The organism is Halobacillus halophilus (genome assembly GCF_020171985.1).
GTDB classification, from domain to species: domain Bacteria; phylum Bacillota; class Bacilli; order Bacillales; family Halobacillaceae; genus Halobacillus; species Halobacillus halophilus_A.
In genome coordinates, this window is record NZ_JAIVAL010000015.1 from 103,746 (window position 1) to 121,548 (window position 17,803).

A 17,803-nucleotide genomic window follows, 5' to 3' on the forward strand; every position below is an offset into this window, starting at 1 on the left:
GTGCCCAGCCTTCTTCTACTTCATTTCTCTTATTTTCTTAAGCATATCTTGAGTGCCTACTCTTTCTGCTGTTTCATCTTGAATGGTTTCTGCCTTTTTAATGAATGGTTCACGATCGATCTGGTTAACTTCTGCACCATCATCTATGGCTTGCTGCTTATACTCTTCTTCTTGAGCATATAAAGCTTCGCGTTCTTTCTTCACAGCCGCTTCGGCCGCTTCCATAACTGTTTGCTTTTGTTCGTCGCTGTATGAATCAAATTTTTTCCCGTTGATTAACAAGAAACGTGTGGTGTAATCATGAGCTGTTTCAGTAATATATTTTCCGTTTTCCGTTTTGTGGTGATTCTGCTGGACAAAGTAAGGATAAGCATTTTCGGCAGCATCTACTACACCTTGCTGAAGGGCCTGGTAAAGCTCACCCCATGCTACTGCCGTTGGAACAGCCCCTGTGCTTTCCCAATATTTAGCAACTGCACCGGAAGTTTGCGTACGGTATTTCATTCCACTAATGTCTTCCATGGAATTCAAAGGCTTCTTACCATAGTAATGACGAACTCCAGCCGTCCAGTAGCCAAGAAGCTTAAAGTCGTTATTAGATTTTTCATTAATGATATCTGCCATTTGATCGCCAATTTCTCCATCTACTACTTTTTCCCAATGCTCGTAGCTATCAAAAATATAAGGAGTAGCAAACATATCAATCTCTTGGATCCCCGTCTTAGACATGAATCCTGGAGATACTAACACAACATCTGCCCCACCTAGTTTAAGCTTTTCTACTAACTCAGACTCGCTAGTTCCTAATGTTCCAGCGTGTACCTCTACCTCTACATTTTCATTTTCTTCTGCAACTTTCTTGAACTCTTTCATTCCAATTTGATAAGGGTTTTCCGGTGAAGTCTGGTTATGCGCTGCAATAATCTTCAAACTTTCGCCTTCACCCTCACCTGATGATCCCCCTGTTTCGTTTCCACTTCCGCCACAACCTGTTAGCGCAAAAACCATACCGGCGATTACAAGAACAATGATAGAAAATGATTTTTTCTGCATAAATGAACCTCCTATTATTTGAATACGCTTTCAAATTTTTATAAATTTTCCATTACAGAAACTTGATCCACATACTCGTTCGCTAATTCTTCCAATCTCTTATAATCTTTTTCACTATTGAGATTACTTGCTGAAACCAATTGACTTCCTATCCCGACAACTTCTGCTCCACTTTCTAAGAACTCCTTCATGTTGCTTAAATGAATGCCACCTGTAGCCATAATTGAAACTTGAGGAAGCGGTCCTTTTATACTTTTAATAAATTCTGGACCCATAGTGCTTGCTGGAAAAACTTTCACCATATCCGCTCCATATTCATAAGCAGTTAGAATTTCTGTAGGAGTGAACGCCCCTGGTATACAAACTTTTCCATATCTATTGGCTGCCCGTATTGTCTCAACGTTTAGTGTTGGAGCCACGATAAAATCTGCACCAGCCGCTATCATTTGGATAGCTGTCTCTCCATCAAGTACGGTGCCTGCCCCTACTAAAAATTCTTCCTTACACTCTTGCTTCACCTGTGTGATCATTGTGGCACAGCCTGGTGTTTCTGCGGTGATTTCAATAGCTTTAATCCCGCCATTTTGCAAAGATTTGGCTATGTTTACGATCTGGTCTTGTTTGGCCTTTCTGATAACCGGGACAACTTTCGCATTTTTTAACTGCTGTAAATGTGTCATGTCCGCCTCCTCTTTTACTCTAAATTGGCATGCCGTTTCGTCATTTCTTCATATGAACTCATCGGACGCTGGTTTAAGCTGTAAATGATAATGGCATCTAAAAGTAAGTGGAGAGATTGATCAAATTGATTGCCGAGTGGTTGGATCGTTTCTGGTTCACTTGGCAATCGTTTCTTAGTGGCTGCCGGTACAATCAATTTCTTATCACTGATCTCGGCAAGCTTAGAATCTGGATTAGTGGTGATTGCTATAACCTCTGCTCCTGCGTTGTGAGCACTTAAAGCCTGTTGATAGATAGAAGCCGTCGAGCCAGATCCGGATATGGCGATTAATAGATCACCCTCTTCAATGCTCGGGGTTATGGTTTCTCCAGTGACATACACGGGATAGTCTCCATGCATTAATCTCATGGCGAAGGCCTTCCCCATCAGCCCTGAACGTCCTTCCCCCGTCACAAAGATTCTGGCTGCCTGGTTGATAGACAACGAAACCTCTGTAGCCTGATTTTCATCTATAAGCGATAGTACTTCGGAAACTTCATTACTGACCGTCAGAATCGTCTGCTTCATATTTATCAATTTCTCCTTTCAGAAGAGATGCTGTTTCTTTAGGATCCGGCTGCTTGGTTATCCCACTCCCAATAATTAAAGTGTCTGGTTCATGGGCGAGGATTGTTGGCAGCGAAGATAAGTTAATTCCTCCAGCAACAGCTACTTCAAGAGATGGAAGATCCTTTACTAAAGAAAATAAGTCATCACTCATCTCTCCTGATTTCTGCATATCTTTACCAAAATGCAGGCTAACTAAATCCACTCCCACAGCAGTTAACTGCTTCAATCTCTCTTGATCTGTTATCCCTAAAAGATCTACCATAATTCTTTTGTTTCGGTCTTCAGCAACTTGGAGCATATCTTGAATGGTCTGATCTGCAGCAAAAGCCATAACCGTGGTAATATCTGCCCCGGCATCAAATGCCTGAGCTGCCTCATGCTTTCCTGCATCACACGTTTTCATGTCTGCCACAATCACTTTCTCAGGATACTCTTTTCGAATACGCCGAATGATACTCATCCCGTATTCTTTTATGACGCCTGTACCTACTTCAATCCAATCTGTAGATTCATAGGTTGCCTGAATCAAGTGCATACATTCTTCCTCGGTTAAACGATCTAACGCAATCTGAAGATTCATTTCATCACCTCAACGTTCTACATATTCTCTTTCGCCTAATTGAATTAACACTTCTTCCAGCTCTGGCAAGCCTTCATTATCGCCATAAACACTAACAACCATGGCGCCAATAGTATTAGCAAATCTTAATGTCCTTTCAAGACCCCAACCTTTAAGAATCCCGAATATAAATCCGGCATCAAATCCATCCCCAGCTCCCACGGTATCGACCACTTTCGCTGGTTTGCTAGGCGGAAGACTCAATGTTTCGTTCCCGCAGTAACCAATAGCTCCTTCTGCTCCTTTTTTAATAGCAATGGTGGAGATTCCGTATTGCTTGCAGGCATCGATGATTTCATCAGGCTGACTAACTCCGAGGAGCAGGGCGGCTTCGTCTACCCCTGTTAGCATAATATCTACGTAAGGAAGTAATTGTTTTAGGTTTTTCTGTGCTTCTTCTTTGCTCCATAGTTTCAATCGAATGTTTGGATCGAAGGAAATAAGGGCTCCATGATCTTTAGCGATGGTTATGGCCCGCTTAAGTAAAGGAATATTCTTTTGAGGGTCAATGGCTGCAAATACTCCTGTAATGTGAAGTAATCTAGTATTTCTAAGGGAATCTATATTTAATGTTTTCTCCGTCAGTTCTGTCGTTGGAGAGGGATAACGATAGTAGAAGGTCTTCCCATTCCCTCCTTCACGAATCTCTTTAAAGTTTAGCGAGGTTTGGTAATTATCCAGAAGTTTCACCGCAGAAGTATCCACCCCTTCCCCTCTCGCAAAATTCCTAATATACTTTCCAAACTCATCATTTCCTAGGCAGCTCAACCACCTCGTCTGCAGTCCCAAACGAGCACAGCCGATAGCAACATTAAATTCTGCTCCTCCTGCTTTCCTTTGAAAAGTAGAGGCAAACCGCATAGGTCCCGTCTGGGAAGGATCAAGCGTGATCATTGCATCGCCTATAGTTAAAACATCATTCATATTTTCGATCCTCCTCAAGTGGCTAATTAAACCGATTCCCTGATCATTAAAGTTGGCTTAAAACGGTAATCAGGCCGGTCATCTCGTATCTTATTCTGCTTAATTTTATTTAACAAAAGCTCGGCTGACATCTTACCCATTTTGAATGTAGGCTGAGCTACTGTTGTAATGGTCGGGGTATAAAAGCTTGCAAAGGATACGTCGTCAATGCCGATAATGGCTAGATCTTCCGGTATTCTGAGATCCTTTTGCTTCACATATTTTAATACCTCCACTAAAACCAGATCATTACCTGCAAGTATAGCTTCCGGGGGCTGTTTTTGCCCTAGCATCTGATCCAAAGCAGCTTGTATCTCCTGAGGAGCTACACTGCTGATATAATTCTCGTTTTCTGGTATACCATGCTTTGTTAAAGCATTTTGATAACCTTTCAGTCTTTCAAGACGTGGTGTAATACTATCAATGATAGAAGTAGTAATAAGTCCAATCCTGTTGTAGTTTCTTTCCACAAAATGATCTACCGCAAGTTCAGATGCCACTTCATTCTCTAGCATAATGGAGGAGACCGGGATATCTGGAACCGAGCGATCCAGAAATACTACAGGGTATTTCTCATCGAGCATGCGCTGGTACAATTCTCTATTATTCCCAGTAGGGAAAATGATAAGTCCGTCCACCTGCTTGGCTCTTAGCATTTCAATGTAACGCTTTTCTTTTATGGGATCGTCGTCTGCGTTACAAACAATGGTATGAAAACCTTCCTCGTTGCACACATCTTCAATAGATCTGCTCACCTCTGTCGAAAAGGTGTGTAGTATGTTCGCCACTATAACTCCTATAGTTTTAGTACTTTTTTGTTTCAGACTTCTAGCCACAATATTTGGTTGATAACCTAGGTCTTCTATTGCTTTTTTTATTCTTGCTTTAGTTTTTTCACCCATATAGTCATATCGTTCGTTTAAATACTGCGACACAGTACTCTTTGAGACCGCTGCGTGATTAGCTACATCGGCTATTGTTATTTTTTTCATCGGCTAGTCTCCATATCTTTATTTGATTATTTCTAAATTACTAAACCGATTTACTAAATCGATTTAGTGAAAGTATAAAATACATGAAAGCGCTTTACAACCTTTTTTTCTGAATTTTTTCGTTCGATTCTCTGCCTGGAAGGTTTTAACCCCATGGAAATGAGGCTTTCAACCAATTTTCTTTTATCAGAAAAATTTCTTCCTCTCTATTCTCTGATCATTAAAAAAACTGCGCAAAAAGGGTCGCCTTTTGCGCAGTTCGCTGTCGTTATTATTAACGAGGTTTCATAAACAGTTGAGTCCAGTACGTACCATATTTCCCAGAGTCTTCTATATAACCTACCCCAATGTGTGTAAACTGATCATTTAAAATATTGGCCCGGTGTCCTTCGCTATTCATCCAGCCTTCCACGACTTCTTCAGGCGTTCGTTGGCCAGCCGCAATATTCTCACCGGCGGCCCAATAAGAGAAGTCAAATTCATCCATCATCTCAAATGGCGAGCCGTAGGTAGGAGATGTATGACTGAAATAATTTTTTTCAGCCATGTCCTCGGATTTTACAACCGCAAGTCCACTTAGACGATTGAACATTTCAAGAGGCTTCAAGCCTTCTGCAGCCCGTTCTTCATTCACCAGCGCTACTACTTCTTTTTCATACTCAGAAGGTTCATAATCTTTAAGAGAAGAAGTAGTAAGATCGGCTTGTTCCTTGTTAACTTCTTCTCCAGAACGTTCTGCAGATTCAGCATTCTGGTTATCTTCAGGGACAACAGGTGCAGGACTAGTTTCTATTTCAGGTTCCGGCATCTCACCGCTTCCAAAATATTTTTTAAGTTCTTCAATTAAGGGGCTGGAAGCATCCCAATCGCTGAACCAATTCCCCACCTGGTGGGCTTTCTCCGTGACCGAACCGAGGTGCTCGTCTTTATTTTCCCATATTTCCTGAGCATAGGACGGGGCAGCTATTGTTCCAATAATTACAGCTACTATTATTACTAACAGGAGTTTTTTAATCATCTACTCCACTCCTTATCATCAAGTTGCCTAAAGTCTAGAGGTTACTGATAAGTCTATTATCTCATTCACGGGAAGGTACCACAAGCAAAGGGAATAAGCCAATCGTTTCCATAAAATTATTCTCTAATTCATTTATCCTAAGCTTTCACAACTCTTTACTAAAGAATACCCCTTGATCCAATTAATCAAGCGTCTTTTAGAGAACCTTTATAGATCACTTTCTCCTGCATCGATAAATCAAGATCACGGGCATGCTTCAACAACCTTTTTTGTTCTACTGGATTCACAAGGGATATTACCGTCCCGTCCGATGCGCCTAACCGTGCTGTACGTCCAGCTCTATGGATATAAGCGGTAGCATCTTTCGGTACATCTAAATTGACGATATGGTTAATATCTTTAATATCAAGACCTCTTGCGGCCACATCAGTGGCTAAAAGCAGTGAATATTCACCTTTACGAAACTCTCTAATTGCTTTAGCTCTCTGTTCTTTCTTTGCATCACTATGCAAAAGACCGAGGTCTAAGTTTTTATAGGTTAGTTTCTCGGCAAATACATTCAACTTCGCTATATCCTGAAGAAATGCAAGTCCCTTAAATCCATCCATCCTGGCAAGCTTACGAAGGACTTCAATCTTATCCCGATCTTCACACACCATATACGTATGCTCGACATCCGGCTTTTGTATTTCGGTTTCCACACGTACGACTTCTGTTTCTTCGTCCATAAACTCCTGTGCTACGTCAATTACTTCTTCAGGCATCGTTGCTGAGAATAACAGGATCTGTCGGTCTTTGAGCATACTTTCCAGGATATCATTAACCGTTCGAATATGTTCCGGTACAAGCAGCTGATCGGCTTCATCCATGACCACTGTTTTGATTTCATGAGCTTTAACTTTTTTCTTTTTCATTAATTCATAAACTCTTCCAGGAGTACCAATCACCACTTGCGGCTTCTTCTTCAGTTTCTCCATTTGACGTTTGATATTTGCTCCGCCAATAAGGGTAGTACTATTAATACCGCTTCCTTTCGTCCAATTCTGAACCTCTTCATTAATTTGCATGACCAGTTCATGAGAAGAAGCTAAAATAAGCACCTGGGTGTGCTTTTGGTCAGGATCGATTTTATGAAGCAGAGGAATAAGATAGGCAAGCGTTTTTCCACTTCCGGTTGGAGCTTCCCCTAATACATCTTCTCCATTTAAAACGAGCGGAATGGCGCGTTCCTGTACCGTTGTAAGGGTTTCATATCCAGAATTGCTCCATGCTTCCTTTAGAAATGGAGATAGTTCATTAAACCATTCTGTTTGGTGATTACTCATATTTTTCATATCCTTTCTTTCGATCATAAAAAAAAGAGGCCTCATACCATATTGGATGGTTTAGAGACCTTTTATACATAATCCATAGCTTGCTTTATATTATACACGATTAATGGTTGGTTTCGATATAATTTTTCAAATGGACAAGGTGGTCCTGATCCTCTTTTCTAATAATTCTTTCAATCAAAGGTCTGGCCAGCTTATTACGAAGCCCTTCTGTATAAAGTTCCCCGCGAAATTCTACCTTCGTACCATCACTCACTTCGGAAAACGTATAATGATATCTCAAGTCAAGACCGTTCTGGACGCTTTGTACAGAATAACGCTGGTCTTTCAGAAATTTAGTCACTTCAATCACAGAGGAAGCCTTCCTGCCTCTGATCTCTCTTGTTTCTTTAAACTGATAACCTTCCCGGACCGGTCCTTCCGACAATAATTCAACTTTAATCACAGCATCCATAATTTCAGGGCTGTTTTTGAAATCAATAGCGGCTTCAAAAACTTCATTAACGGGCTTATTAATGGTTATACTTTTTTCAAGAAAAGACATAAAAACCCTCCGGAACACACAGAATCAATCCTCAATTAAAATAGTTCTCTACTTCACCTTATATCCCTGCTTCAATTAAACAATATTAGAATAGGTTACTTATTTCTTTTTAAAGAAAAGCCCAGTTTTTTAAGCGCGCTCCCTAAGTTTGGCTGACTCTCCACCTCTTTTAATTCATCTCTGATATCCACTGCTTTCACAGCAAGATCCGGCTGCATTCCTGTAATTACAGGGGTAACCCCAATTAGCTTAAGTATATTCACAATTTTTAATAAAGAAGCCCCGACTGTCTCATCGATATTCGAAATCCCTGACAAATCTATGACTAGATCATCCAGCTCCCATTCCTGGCTTTTCTGCAGAGTCATTTGAATGATCATATCCGCTCTCTCCTCACTAATCTCCCCGATTACCGGTAAGATCGCTACGCTTTCCGTGATAGGAACAAGAGGTGCGGACAATTGATTAATCTGTTCCTTAGCACGCTCAAGTTCAAGCACATAAGTCAGGAGCGATGCCATGGTTTCAAACAATTCAATACTCTCCCGGGAAAAATGTAAGGGCTCTGAATGCAGTCCACAGATGGTTCCATAATTGGATCCATCTTTATAAAAAATAGGAACTGCTATAAAACTGCCTTCTTCCAGCGGCCGCTTTCCCAAAATGGCCTGACCTTTTTCTTCTTTCGTCAGATCAGAAATGATAAATGCTTTCTTCCCGTGATCGAGACTCCTTTGACAGAGCGTCCCATCTAAAGGAAAGGTTTCTCCCTTTGATACCAGGGGTTCCTTTTGACTGGCTACTTGTACAACTTTACAAGTTTCTCCGTCATCTGAGGTGAAAAATAAAGTATGAAGATCAGTGGATTGATCCATCAGTTCTATAATACTCCTTGCTACTTCTTCAAAGTCTTGAAAGTTTCTTGGGATTAAAAATTTTTTAGGTGGATGATTCATAACTAACTCACCTTTCTATACTCTTACGTCATTTATATTGACTATACTGGAAAACGCTATTCGTTATCTACCCTTTTACAGTAACAAATATGTCACTATTAAGTAATGTTTTTATTCAAAGTTAAAATCCAATAAGCGAAAGGAATATCTTTTGCCAACTCCACACAACCTATAAAAATCAATCGTGCGAAATGAGGTACATCTATTATGGACTGGATTGCCATTATTCCTTTTATAGTCGTTATATTAGCAGCCATTTGGACCAAGCAGGTGATCCCTAGTTTATTATTTGCCGTAATTGTAGCTGGATACTTGGTAGATCCACATTGGCTTAGAGGGATGATGACAGGTTTCATGTTCATCGTTCAGGGTCTGACAGATGAAAATAATATGAAAATTATTATTTTTCTCTACGCCTTTTCTGCCTTAATAGGAATTGTGAAAGTGTCCGGTGGGATTAAAGGGTTTGTACAGGAAGCCACAGAACGTATTGATAAAAAAAGGGGCGCTTTTATCCTTACCTGGCTATCCTCACTCGGTACGTTCAGTGCTCCTAGTTTTCGCATCGTAACCATTGCACCTGTTATGAAAGCCATGCGGAAAAATATTCCGATGAGTAAGCAGGAACTTGGATTTGTTATCGAGACAACTGCTTCCCCTTTAGTCGTATTAATCCCTGTAGCCACTGCCTTCGTTGGTTACATGACATCTGTGATCGAGTTGTCGTTACAGCAGGCGAATGCAGAAGGTGATCCGTACTCTCTTTATATCAGCAGTATTCCCTTTAATTTCTTTGCTTTTTCTATGCTGATTGTAGGTTTCTATTTAAGTTTTTTTCATCGTAATAAAAAACCTGCCACTGATGCTGAAGATATGAGCCAGGATCAGGGCAAGGATGATGATGAGTGGCAGGACTGTCACCCTGCCGTAACTAAGGAGCTGCCGGCAAAGCCCTGGAACTTAATTGTGCCGCTGGCAAGCGTAATCGTATTAACCTTCTTTTTTATGTATATGGTAGGAGTCGAGGAGGGCGAGCAGGGATTTAAGGCACTGATCAACGATGCTGTGTTAGACGCCATGGTTTTAGGTGTAGTTACTACTCTGATCGGGTTCGTCATTTATTTAAAAATAACAGCATTGCCGCTAAAAAAAATTATGGACAGCTTAATCTATGGGGGAAATGAAATAATGGGGGTTATCCTCTTACTGGGAACGGTATGGGGGCTTAGTAAGGGTTCGGAAGCTCTTGCGTTTGCAGATACCATTTCCTCATGGTTCGGATGGATTCCTCCTGGATTCGTAGCCGTCATTATCTTTATTGTCGGATGCGGGCTTTCCTATTTCATTGGTTCATCATGGGGGACCTGGGGAATTCTTATGCCGGTTGGTGTTTCCATAGCCGCTGTGGCGGGCAGTTCTCTTCCGATGGTCATCGGTGCCGTGTTTGCTAGTGGGACATTTGGTGCTTTTGCTTCTCCTTTGAGCGACGACACCAATACGACCGCGGGGATTTTAAATTTGAATGCCATTAAATATGCTAAGTTCAAGTTGAAGCCTGCTTTATGGGCCGCTTCGGCTGCAGCAGTTTTATACTTTGGCCTCTCCTTTTTCTTTTAAATCCCCCATCGGTAAATTTTCGAATTCCAATTCAAGATAAGCTCCCGTATGTTTAAGATTCAGTTTTAAGATAAATGTGTCCGTTACCTTAAAAGGAGGAGGGCTGGTTGGAAAATAAGTCGCTTTTCTGTGGGATCGCTAAGTTTACTTCAAGAACTTCATCTAACAAGAAGTTCTTTACTTGTTTATCACGGCTGTCCCTGCCACCCAGTCATAGACATTTCTTCGCATTGGATTGGTAAGAGGAAGGATTAAATACAAAAACACCGTGATATATACAACGCTTAATATGACATAAAGAGTCCTCTCCGAAAAACCAGAGGGAAGGATTAAATTCCAGACTACAAAATGAGCAGCTTCCCAGGGAAGGAATTTAATAGTTGTTCGAAGGATAGAACGTCCGATTCCTATCCGCTCCCCTGTAAGATCCACAACACAAATTCCCGCCTTCCTTTTTCCAACAGTCCCCTTCCACTCCGACTGCTCACTAATGATGAAATAAAGTGAAACAGGGAACGTGATAAGCAGGAAGCCTGTCCATTGAGCTGTTACGGGAGAATGAGAAAATAAAGGGGTGATCGATGATCTCAGTATAAAAGAAATACCTCCCACCACAAGCAATCCGTATAATACAATGATGAGATAATCCAGCACAAAAGCATATAATCGTGTTTTGAAGAGGGAAAAAGACATAGCTGGCACCTCTCCTTTTGGAACTATTATACCCTTCGCAAATATAGAAAAGCACCCCCATTTTCTTATGGGGGCGCACAGCTGGATAAACAGACTTATTTTTCAGTTGCATTTATATACATAATCTCGGGGTAGGGATGGCTTAAGAATTCATGGTGTGAAATGGTCCAGGCATAGGCACCTGCATATTCAAATACGACAATGTCTCCTGCCCGCAGCCGATCCACATACTCCTTTCGAACGAGCACATCATTTGGTGTGCATAACTCCCCGGCAACCGTAACCTCCGATTTTGAAACTTCAGGCCGTGCAAAAGGATAGTCCCAGTCTTCTACTGAATAAATTTTAAACGGATGACTCATCTTCCAGGCAGCAGGAAGACGAAGATGATGCGAACCGCCCCGGATCACAGCAAAATGCTGATCGTGATTCTTTTTTATATCGAGCACTTCCGTTAGATAAGATCCGCACGCTGCCGTCATATACCGTCCGATTTCTATGATTAAGGTAAGGTCTTCAGCTTCTGTTCTCAGCCCTGCAATACCGGAGGCAAGTGTTTCCCAGTCAAATGGCTCTTCTGGGTTCCAGTAGTTGATTCCAATACCGCCGCCCAGATCCACGATCATCCCGGATAAACCAAATTGTTCTCGCCACCATTTGGATTTGTCTATGCAGACTTTAACAAAATGAATGTGGGCCTCTGCATCTAAGTTGTTGGACATAGCATGGAAATGAAAACCTTCAATCGAAACAAATTCAGCGTCAAGGGCTGCCTCAATAAAAGCGGGGACCTCACGTTCATCTATTCCAAACTGAGAGGGTACCCCAGACATGCGCAGGTGGCTGTCTGAAATGTTTACACTCAAATTGACACGAATAAGAATAGGCACCTTTATGTTTTTCTTTTTGGCAATATAATTGATTCGATTCAGCTCATGGAGGCTTTCTACGTTTAAGTATTCTACGTTTGAATGAATAGCCGCTTCAATTTCACGATCTTTTTTTCCAGGACCCCCAAAAATCATTGGTTTTTCTGTTTCTGCCGCTACCTTGTTTATTTCACCTTCTGAAGCCACTTCAAATCCATCGACGATCGGATTCAGAGTCTCTAACAACGGTTGATCAGAATTGGCTTTTACGGCATAATACAGCTGGCAGAATGATGGAAGGGTTTCCTTAATAGCAGCTGCATGATCCCTCAGCTGCTTTAAGTCATAGATATAGGCGCAGATCGGATCCTTCGTTTGTTTACGTTTTTCATTTATATACTTTTTGAATGTAAGTTCTTCATTGGTAATCAAGACTGATTCCTCCGACTTTCCTGTTTAATACGCTAATGGGTTCGGGACTTTATTATAGCCATATTCCTTGCTGTCCGTCAGCCGCATTTTCGTGAGTGACTTATGCATCACAGAAGATTGATATAAAAATGCACGATCCTCTTCTACTGCTTCCCTTAAATTCGGATCTTGCCGCAGATTTTCAAAGGTTTTCTCACATGTTAACTTTACCTGTTTCCAAAAATCCTTTTCCTCCAAACCTGAATACAGCACCAGCTGCCTGATGATCTCACCGAGGTGGTTTTGAAAAACCGTATAGTACAACTTGTTATGCACCTCTGATAGGTCATTGGTGACGGAAACCGAACCAGCAGCAAAAGAAGGATTCAAGTGTTGCTTACGAATTCTTTGTTCGTATACACGGGAGCCTCCCCAATCCCTGAAAAAGAAGCGGCTCAGCCGTCCTTTTTTAAAGACCGGGATGCTATTTTGAAGATGCCCTTCAAGCGCGACCCCATATTTAACCATCAAAGTAATATACGCGGGGATTACGATTTCAATATAATCGTTAAAAAACGCCCTCGCTGCCTGCGCTTCCGTCAAGTTTTCCTCTACCCTGATCTGTTCTGCCAGCTCTTTAAGTATTGTTACCTCTGTAACAGGAGACTCTGCATAAAGGGCCATCCCTGCAATAGCCGCTTCATCTTCTTTAATCCTTGCATCCATATTTTCACGAATTAGCATCGTAAGATTTCTACTTTTCAAATGATCTTCTGATTTAAAAGCCGCTCCTGCTAATTCATTCAGCGGAACAAATCCGTCCAAATGCCCCTCTTGATCCATAATTTCCTCGATCATGGAAGAAAATATGGTAGAATTCATAGCTGTTTGTGTAGAAATGGAACGAACCGTAGAGGTCATCTGACTATTTACGGCAAGCTTCAGGACCGGCGCTTCATTGTTCAGGGGAGCTACCGTTCGAAAAGAAGAAGTTGCTTGTGCGCTTAACTTTGGATCTTCTAATAGGATCATAACTTCACGGCGAATCTCTTCTTCATAGATAGAAGGAATGGCATGTTCAAACTGCCATGGATGAACCGGCAGCACATCGTAATCATCAGCATTATATCCTCTGCACATCAACTCTTTTTCGGCATCATGCCACTCCTTCGGAAAAAATTCCTTCAGTATGCTTCCCTGCTCCAGGGTTGTTCTAAGATAATCCCTTCGAACTGCCGCAAAACGGACTTCGAATGACTGATGAAATTCCCCAGCATACTGAAAAACCTCCTGAAAAGATAAACCAAGCTTCGTTTTGGCTCCTGGGTGTAAATGGTGACCTTCCACAACAAGCTGTTCAAAGAATAAACTTTTAGAGAAGTCAGACGAGCGCTTTTGCTTTTCCTCTAAGTACTCGAACGTAGTTGACGCCTCCAGCTGAGATGCTTCTCGTTTAATGGCCGTTTTCCAGCTGTCATTGTACATATATGCGAGCGTTAAATTCGCTGTCCCATTATCCAGTTCCCGAATGAAGGCATCCCTGTTTGGATACTCTTCCTTCGTAAACATTAATCGAACGAGCTCGGAGGCAATCGAAATGATCCGGATCTCATGCTCGCCCAGATAAACAAGGTCACCACTCGTTTCAACGAGATGAAACGAGTATTCCCTCTTAACAGGAAAAAGGATGGCATATCCCTCAAACTGAACCACTTTATAACTCAACTCTTCCTGAAGCGGAAAATACTGCAACTGCTTGTAAATCCCTTCCCATGCCTGTGGCTCTTCATTAATGAACAGGGTCTCTCCCTGCTTTTTTAAATCAATCGCACCGCTATAATAATCATTAATATTCTCTCTTAAAATGGAGTCCGCTAATTTGTGGAGAATTCCTTTTCTTCCTTTTTCTATATAGTCAAGAAACCGGGGAACGTATTCTGATTTCTTCTCATAAAGAAACTTTAAGCAGTTCTGTTCTTCTAAAAGCGGGGGTACTTTTCCGTATTTCTCAAGTCTAGGTAGAGGGATCGTCATGATTGGTTACACCTCACTTCCGGGTGAAAATGGATTGGCAATGTCGACATAACTATTTTCCGTGTATTGATTCATTAAGCGCATCCTCACAAGGGCTTTCATCCTTGAAGGACTTGAAAAAATAATGGCTGAGTCCTCTACAGCGTCTTCAGCTGTCAGAGTGTTCTCTTCTAACGATGCATATACTTCGCGCAGAACTCCTTCTACCGCTTCCCATAACACATCTTCTTCGACACCTGAATGTCTGACTAAAGCAACAATGATTTCCCCAAGATGGTTATGCAGAACAGCATGCGAGAATATATCCAGAAGCTCTCCCCGTTGTTCTGTCAATACGTTCGTACTCGGATTGATCGGCTGCTGAGCAAAAAAGCGATTCAACCGCTCATTCATTATTCGGATACCTCCGTGGTCCCGAAGAATGACCCTTTGCGGCTGCCCATGTTTGAATACAACCACACAATTCTGAAGGTGAGCTTCCATACTAATCCCGTACTTTGTAATAAGCGTAATGATGCCAGGTAACAAAGCCCGGGCATATTCTTGAATAAAAGCTGCAGCTGACTTTGCAAAACCCGCTTTCTCTTGACGCTTGACCAGTTCTTCGACGATTAAATCTCCCGTTATCGGAGATTCAGTTAACAAAGAAGCAGCAGGTACAGCTATTTCGTCTTCAGCGAGTGTGTTCTCCGGGTTTTCACGAAGAATAGACGCTACATTCTTCTGTAAAAAGTGACGTTCCTCTTCAGTGACTGTCCCTTCCGGCTCGTAATGAATCCCTGAAGGTTCACTCATCATAGTTAAGGAAGAGGCAAGCGCGGAATCGTTTGCGAACACCTCTTGAAACAATTTCGATAAGATAGGTCCATTTTGAGTAGACGCTGCCGAAACCGTCCGGATCGCACTTGTCATTTGGACATTCACAGCGGTTTTTATATGGTGATTCATACGATTCTGATACGGAGCCAGAGTACGGAAAGAAATAAGCGCAGCCATCTTAATCCCTGCATCTTCTAAGGGAATGATTCTATTTCTTTCTAATGCTTCCTGGTAGTAGATAGGCAGTGTATGACGGAACTGCCATGGATGAATAGGAATAATTTCATATTCTTCAGGATGGCAATCTTTCGCGGCACACATCTCCTCAAAAGACTTCTTCAACTCTGGATACTCTTCAAATAATATTGATTTGACTGTCTGTTCCTCTTTAGTGGTCATTCTGCAATATTTATGATGAACCGCCAGCGGAATAACACACGGACTCCCTTCCCATTCCGGTGCATACTGAGTCATATCCTTTAAGGAAATCCCCAGTCGTGTACGGGAGCACGGATGAATGGTATGTCCCTGGATGACCCACTGCTCAAAAAAGGTTAAAGGACTAAAGGATGTACTCTCCTGCTTTTTCTTAAGAGCATATGACAAAGCATCTGACGCTTGTAACCCCCATGCTTCTTCTTTTACAGCCAACGCCCGATGTTCAGCAATGGTTAGTGCAAGCCCATAATTCTCAACACTATTCCTGATCTCTTGATAAAAAGCTAATTGAGTCTCAGAAATCTCGTTACCCTCAAATAGTATATCTAGACAATCTTCAGGTGAGTGGATAGTATGCCTGTTTCCTGTCTCATCCACATACTGTACATGATCTTCTATATCGAGATGCCCTAAACGGTACCTTCTGGAAACCTTTATATACAGATTTCCTCCCTTGCCCAATGGAATAGAAATTGCGGACAAATCCCCGGCCCACTCATAGCGGACAATTCCTTCACGTATAATGGCTTGAATCAGCTGATGAAGAATTACTTTTTCAGCTGTTTCTGCATGAGCAGGGTAAGTTTCTCTAAATTGGGGATACTCGTTCTGTATGAAGGGTGTTGCACGCATTGTTTCTTCCATATTATTTCACCTCGATAAAGGATTCCAAGTCCATTCTTAAACTTCATTTAACAAACGCTTTTTCAATTATATATGCTTTGCCTGCTGATTTCTAAAGCTAGGATTGTAACTTGCAGGCCGCTTCAACTAGCATACGTGCCTTCCCCTATTAAATATGATTGCAAGCTGTTGTTGGAATTCTAAAAATATTTTATAATTGATAACAGTTATCATTTCCAAGGTTTTTGGTGGAAAAATACAAAAATGTGGGAGTCATAGATATGAACACTGCATTTGAACAAATCAAAAACAATCATCGAATCTATATTGGCGAGTCATACGAAGGTCAGGTCACCTACAAGGTGGCTGATCTCATTCATGATAAAGAAAGTATTCAGCAGCTCATCCAAATTCAACAGCATCAATTAGGTGCTCCGAGCATGGCCATTACAGGACTTCTTTTTGGAAAGATGTATTCGGTTATTACCATGGGATTATTCGAAATGATTGTAAAACATCAACTTATTCTCGATATGAAGCCCCCAAATGTTGGTATTGAACTAAAGGAAAAAAACAAGATGAATTATATCATCTCAGAAGAGGCCGTTTATTCAACTCATGAGCTTTCCGAGAAAAAGGTAAAGGATTTGATCCATACGTACCTTGTACAACATTTACAGCCTTTATTTCAGCGAGTTGCGCAGACCGCAGGTTGTAGGTCAACTCATATGCGGTCTATTGTGTCTCATAACCTTCATCAAAAATACAGGGAATTTATTCAGATCCATCCTCAGCATGAGGATTATGCAGAAAAAGTTTTTCGCTGGTTTACTACGGAAGTATGTTTTAGTCAGAATATGAGGAACCCGCTTCATTTCGATTTTCGTTTTTATGAAGCAGACAATGGCAAGAAAACTTATGTACGCAGGCATTGCTGTATGAAATATATGCTCCACGGAGCCAATAAAGCCAAGTGCTGTCCCACCTGTCCACTTATTTCTGATGAAGAACGGGACGACCGGCTATAAAAAAAGGAACTTCCCGAGGTCGGAAGTTCCTTTTTTAATAGTTTTGCTCATTTCATTTGCCCTTTTCTGCGAGTGGCAGAGCCGCCCGAAGATCCTGAACTTCCTTGCGGCTTCATGCGCAGGAGTTTAGTAAATTCTTCAACTGCCAAAGCTTAAATAATCTGGCTTTAATAAATTCGCCCCTATCTCCAATTACCCTTTTAAATTTCACTAAGTTAATTCACATTGGACTTTACAGAAAAGCTCCCTTTTGTTGAAGACTTGATTTCGAGACATTTGTTGAGCGGAAGGTCCTGCGGAGGACGATTTCGCTTTTCGGCCCTGCACGATGCAGGGTCGTTCGACGTTGCCACAGGACGTGGCGGTCTTAGTCGAACTTCTTATATGTGCTGAGCTTCCTCGGGCTTAACAGCCCTGCGGGATCTCACCGATCATGTTCATCCCGCAGAAGTCTTCATCGTCCCCCTCCGGACCTTGCGAAATAGGGAGCTCGAAATCATGTT

Annotated in this window: 16 protein-coding genes; 2 read left to right on the plus strand and 14 right to left on the minus strand. The window is 41.7% G+C overall.

Translation table 11 applies throughout. From position 1 onward, the window contains the following. Positions 1-15: 15 nt before the first annotated feature. The 10 genes from LCM11_RS18850 to LCM11_RS18895 all read right to left on the minus strand — a co-directional run bounded on the left by LCM11_RS18850 (position 16) and on the right by LCM11_RS18895 (position 8,767). The gene (locus LCM11_RS18850; RefSeq protein ID WP_224895816.1) at positions 16-1,053 is read right to left on the minus strand and encodes a TRAP transporter substrate-binding protein; all 1,038 of its coding nucleotides are present in this window, start codon (positions 1,051-1,053) and stop codon (positions 16-18) included. Between the two features lie 38 nt (positions 1,054-1,091). Then, positions 1,092-1,733, minus strand: a complete 642-nt coding sequence (locus LCM11_RS18855; RefSeq protein ID WP_224895817.1) for a bifunctional 4-hydroxy-2-oxoglutarate aldolase/2-dehydro-3-deoxy-phosphogluconate aldolase — start codon at positions 1,731-1,733, stop codon at positions 1,092-1,094. A 14-nt stretch (positions 1,734-1,747) separates the two neighbouring features. Further along, entirely contained in the window at positions 1,748-2,302 is a 555-nt protein-coding gene (gene hxlB / locus LCM11_RS18860; RefSeq protein ID WP_224895818.1) for a 6-phospho-3-hexuloisomerase, read from the minus strand. Then, positions 2,274-2,924 carry a 3-hexulose-6-phosphate synthase gene (hxlA, locus tag LCM11_RS18865; protein ID WP_224895819.1) on the minus strand — a complete coding sequence of 217 codons (651 nt, stop codon included), beginning with the start codon at positions 2,922-2,924 and terminating at the stop codon, positions 2,274-2,276. Before hxlA ends, hxlB begins: the two co-directional genes overlap by 29 nt. Before the next feature lie 9 nt (positions 2,925-2,933). After that, positions 2,934-3,887 carry a sugar kinase gene (locus tag LCM11_RS18870; protein WP_224895820.1) on the minus strand — a complete coding sequence of 318 codons (954 nt, stop codon included), beginning with the start codon at positions 3,885-3,887 and terminating at the stop codon, positions 2,934-2,936. A 26-nt stretch (positions 3,888-3,913) separates the two neighbouring features. Continuing rightward, a complete protein-coding gene (locus tag LCM11_RS18875; RefSeq protein ID WP_224895821.1) occupies positions 3,914-4,918 on the minus strand; it encodes a LacI family DNA-binding transcriptional regulator in 1,005 nt (334 codons plus the stop codon). 274 nt (positions 4,919-5,192) lie between these two features. Continuing rightward, positions 5,193-5,936: a CAP domain-containing protein gene (locus tag LCM11_RS18880; RefSeq protein ID WP_224895822.1), complete on the minus strand. Its 744-nt coding sequence runs from the start codon at positions 5,934-5,936 to the stop codon at positions 5,193-5,195. A 185-nt stretch (positions 5,937-6,121) separates the two neighbouring features. Then, a complete protein-coding gene (locus tag LCM11_RS18885; protein WP_224895823.1) occupies positions 6,122-7,261 on the minus strand; it encodes a DEAD/DEAH box helicase in 1,140 nt (379 codons plus the stop codon). Between the two features lie 109 nt (positions 7,262-7,370). Then, the gene (locus LCM11_RS18890) at positions 7,371-7,811 is read right to left on the minus strand and encodes an SRPBCC family protein (protein WP_224895824.1); all 441 of its coding nucleotides are present in this window, start codon (positions 7,809-7,811) and stop codon (positions 7,371-7,373) included. 95 nt (positions 7,812-7,906) lie between these two features. Continuing rightward, a complete protein-coding gene (locus tag LCM11_RS18895; RefSeq protein WP_224895825.1) occupies positions 7,907-8,767 on the minus strand; it encodes a GAF domain-containing protein in 861 nt (286 codons plus the stop codon). Between the two features lie 207 nt (positions 8,768-8,974). Here LCM11_RS18895 and LCM11_RS18900 point away from each other — a divergent pair, with 207 nt between their 5' ends. After that, positions 8,975-10,384: a Na+/H+ antiporter NhaC family protein gene (locus tag LCM11_RS18900; RefSeq protein WP_224895826.1), complete on the plus strand. Its 1,410-nt coding sequence runs from the start codon at positions 8,975-8,977 to the stop codon at positions 10,382-10,384. A 177-nt stretch (positions 10,385-10,561) separates the two neighbouring features. Here the strand turns inward: LCM11_RS18900 and LCM11_RS18905 are convergent, their stop codons facing one another. The 4 genes from LCM11_RS18905 to LCM11_RS18920 all read right to left on the minus strand — a co-directional run bounded on the left by LCM11_RS18905 (position 10,562) and on the right by LCM11_RS18920 (position 16,293). Next, positions 10,562-11,077, minus strand: a complete 516-nt coding sequence (locus LCM11_RS18905; protein WP_224895827.1) for an RDD family protein — start codon at positions 11,075-11,077, stop codon at positions 10,562-10,564. Between the two features lie 95 nt (positions 11,078-11,172). Then, the gene (locus LCM11_RS18910; RefSeq protein ID WP_224895828.1) at positions 11,173-12,378 is read right to left on the minus strand and encodes a type III PLP-dependent enzyme; all 1,206 of its coding nucleotides are present in this window, start codon (positions 12,376-12,378) and stop codon (positions 11,173-11,175) included. A gap of 24 nt (positions 12,379-12,402) precedes the next feature. Continuing rightward, entirely contained in the window at positions 12,403-14,391 is a 1,989-nt protein-coding gene (locus LCM11_RS18915) for an IucA/IucC family protein (protein ID WP_224895829.1), read from the minus strand. Between the two features lie 6 nt (positions 14,392-14,397). After that, positions 14,398-16,293, minus strand: coding sequence for an IucA/IucC family protein (locus LCM11_RS18920; RefSeq protein ID WP_224895830.1), 1,896 nt, complete (start codon positions 16,291-16,293; stop codon positions 14,398-14,400). A 260-nt stretch (positions 16,294-16,553) separates the two neighbouring features. On the opposite strand from LCM11_RS18920, the gene LCM11_RS18925 reads away from it, so the two are divergent. Further along, complete coding sequence (locus tag LCM11_RS18925; protein WP_224895831.1) at positions 16,554-17,300, plus strand: IucA/IucC family C-terminal-domain containing protein; 747 nt, start codon at positions 16,554-16,556, stop codon at positions 17,298-17,300. The last annotated feature ends 503 nt before the right edge of the window (positions 17,301-17,803 follow it).

Bases quoted from the DNA above. Each gene is read 5' to 3' on its own strand.
- LCM11_RS18855 (WP_224895817.1), bottom strand. From the start codon at position 1,733: ATGACACATTTACAGCAGTTAAAAAATGCGAAAGTTGTCCCGGTTATC.
- LCM11_RS18880 (WP_224895822.1), bottom strand. From the start codon at position 5,936: ATGATTAAAAAACTCCTGTTAGTAATAATAGTAGCTGTAATTATTGGA.
- LCM11_RS18925 (WP_224895831.1), top strand. From the start codon at position 16,554: ATGAACACTGCATTTGAACAAATCAAAAACAATCATCGAATCTATATT.
- hxlA (WP_224895819.1), bottom strand. From the start codon at position 2,924: ATGAATCTTCAGATTGCGTTAGATCGTTTAACCGAGGAAGAATGTATG.
- LCM11_RS18920 (WP_224895830.1), bottom strand. From the start codon at position 16,293: ATGGAAGAAACAATGCGTGCAACACCCTTCATACAGAACGAGTATCCC.
- LCM11_RS18915 (WP_224895829.1), bottom strand. From the start codon at position 14,391: ATGACGATCCCTCTACCTAGACTTGAGAAATACGGAAAAGTACCCCCG.
- LCM11_RS18870 (WP_224895820.1), bottom strand. From the start codon at position 3,887: ATGAATGATGTTTTAACTATAGGCGATGCAATGATCACGCTTGATCCT.
- LCM11_RS18850 (WP_224895816.1), bottom strand. From the start codon at position 1,053: ATGCAGAAAAAATCATTTTCTATCATTGTTCTTGTAATCGCCGGTATG.
- LCM11_RS18885 (WP_224895823.1), bottom strand. From the start codon at position 7,261: ATGAGTAATCACCAAACAGAATGGTTTAATGAACTATCTCCATTTCTA.
- LCM11_RS18895 (WP_224895825.1), bottom strand. From the start codon at position 8,767: ATGAATCATCCACCTAAAAAATTTTTAATCCCAAGAAACTTTCAAGAC.
- hxlB (WP_224895818.1), bottom strand. From the start codon at position 2,302: ATGAAGCAGACGATTCTGACGGTCAGTAATGAAGTTTCCGAAGTACTA.
- LCM11_RS18875 (WP_224895821.1), bottom strand. From the start codon at position 4,918: ATGAAAAAAATAACAATAGCCGATGTAGCTAATCACGCAGCGGTCTCA.
- LCM11_RS18900 (WP_224895826.1), top strand. From the start codon at position 8,975: ATGGACTGGATTGCCATTATTCCTTTTATAGTCGTTATATTAGCAGCC.
- LCM11_RS18905 (WP_224895827.1), bottom strand. From the start codon at position 11,077: ATGTCTTTTTCCCTCTTCAAAACACGATTATATGCTTTTGTGCTGGAT.
- LCM11_RS18890 (WP_224895824.1), bottom strand. From the start codon at position 7,811: ATGTCTTTTCTTGAAAAAAGTATAACCATTAATAAGCCCGTTAATGAA.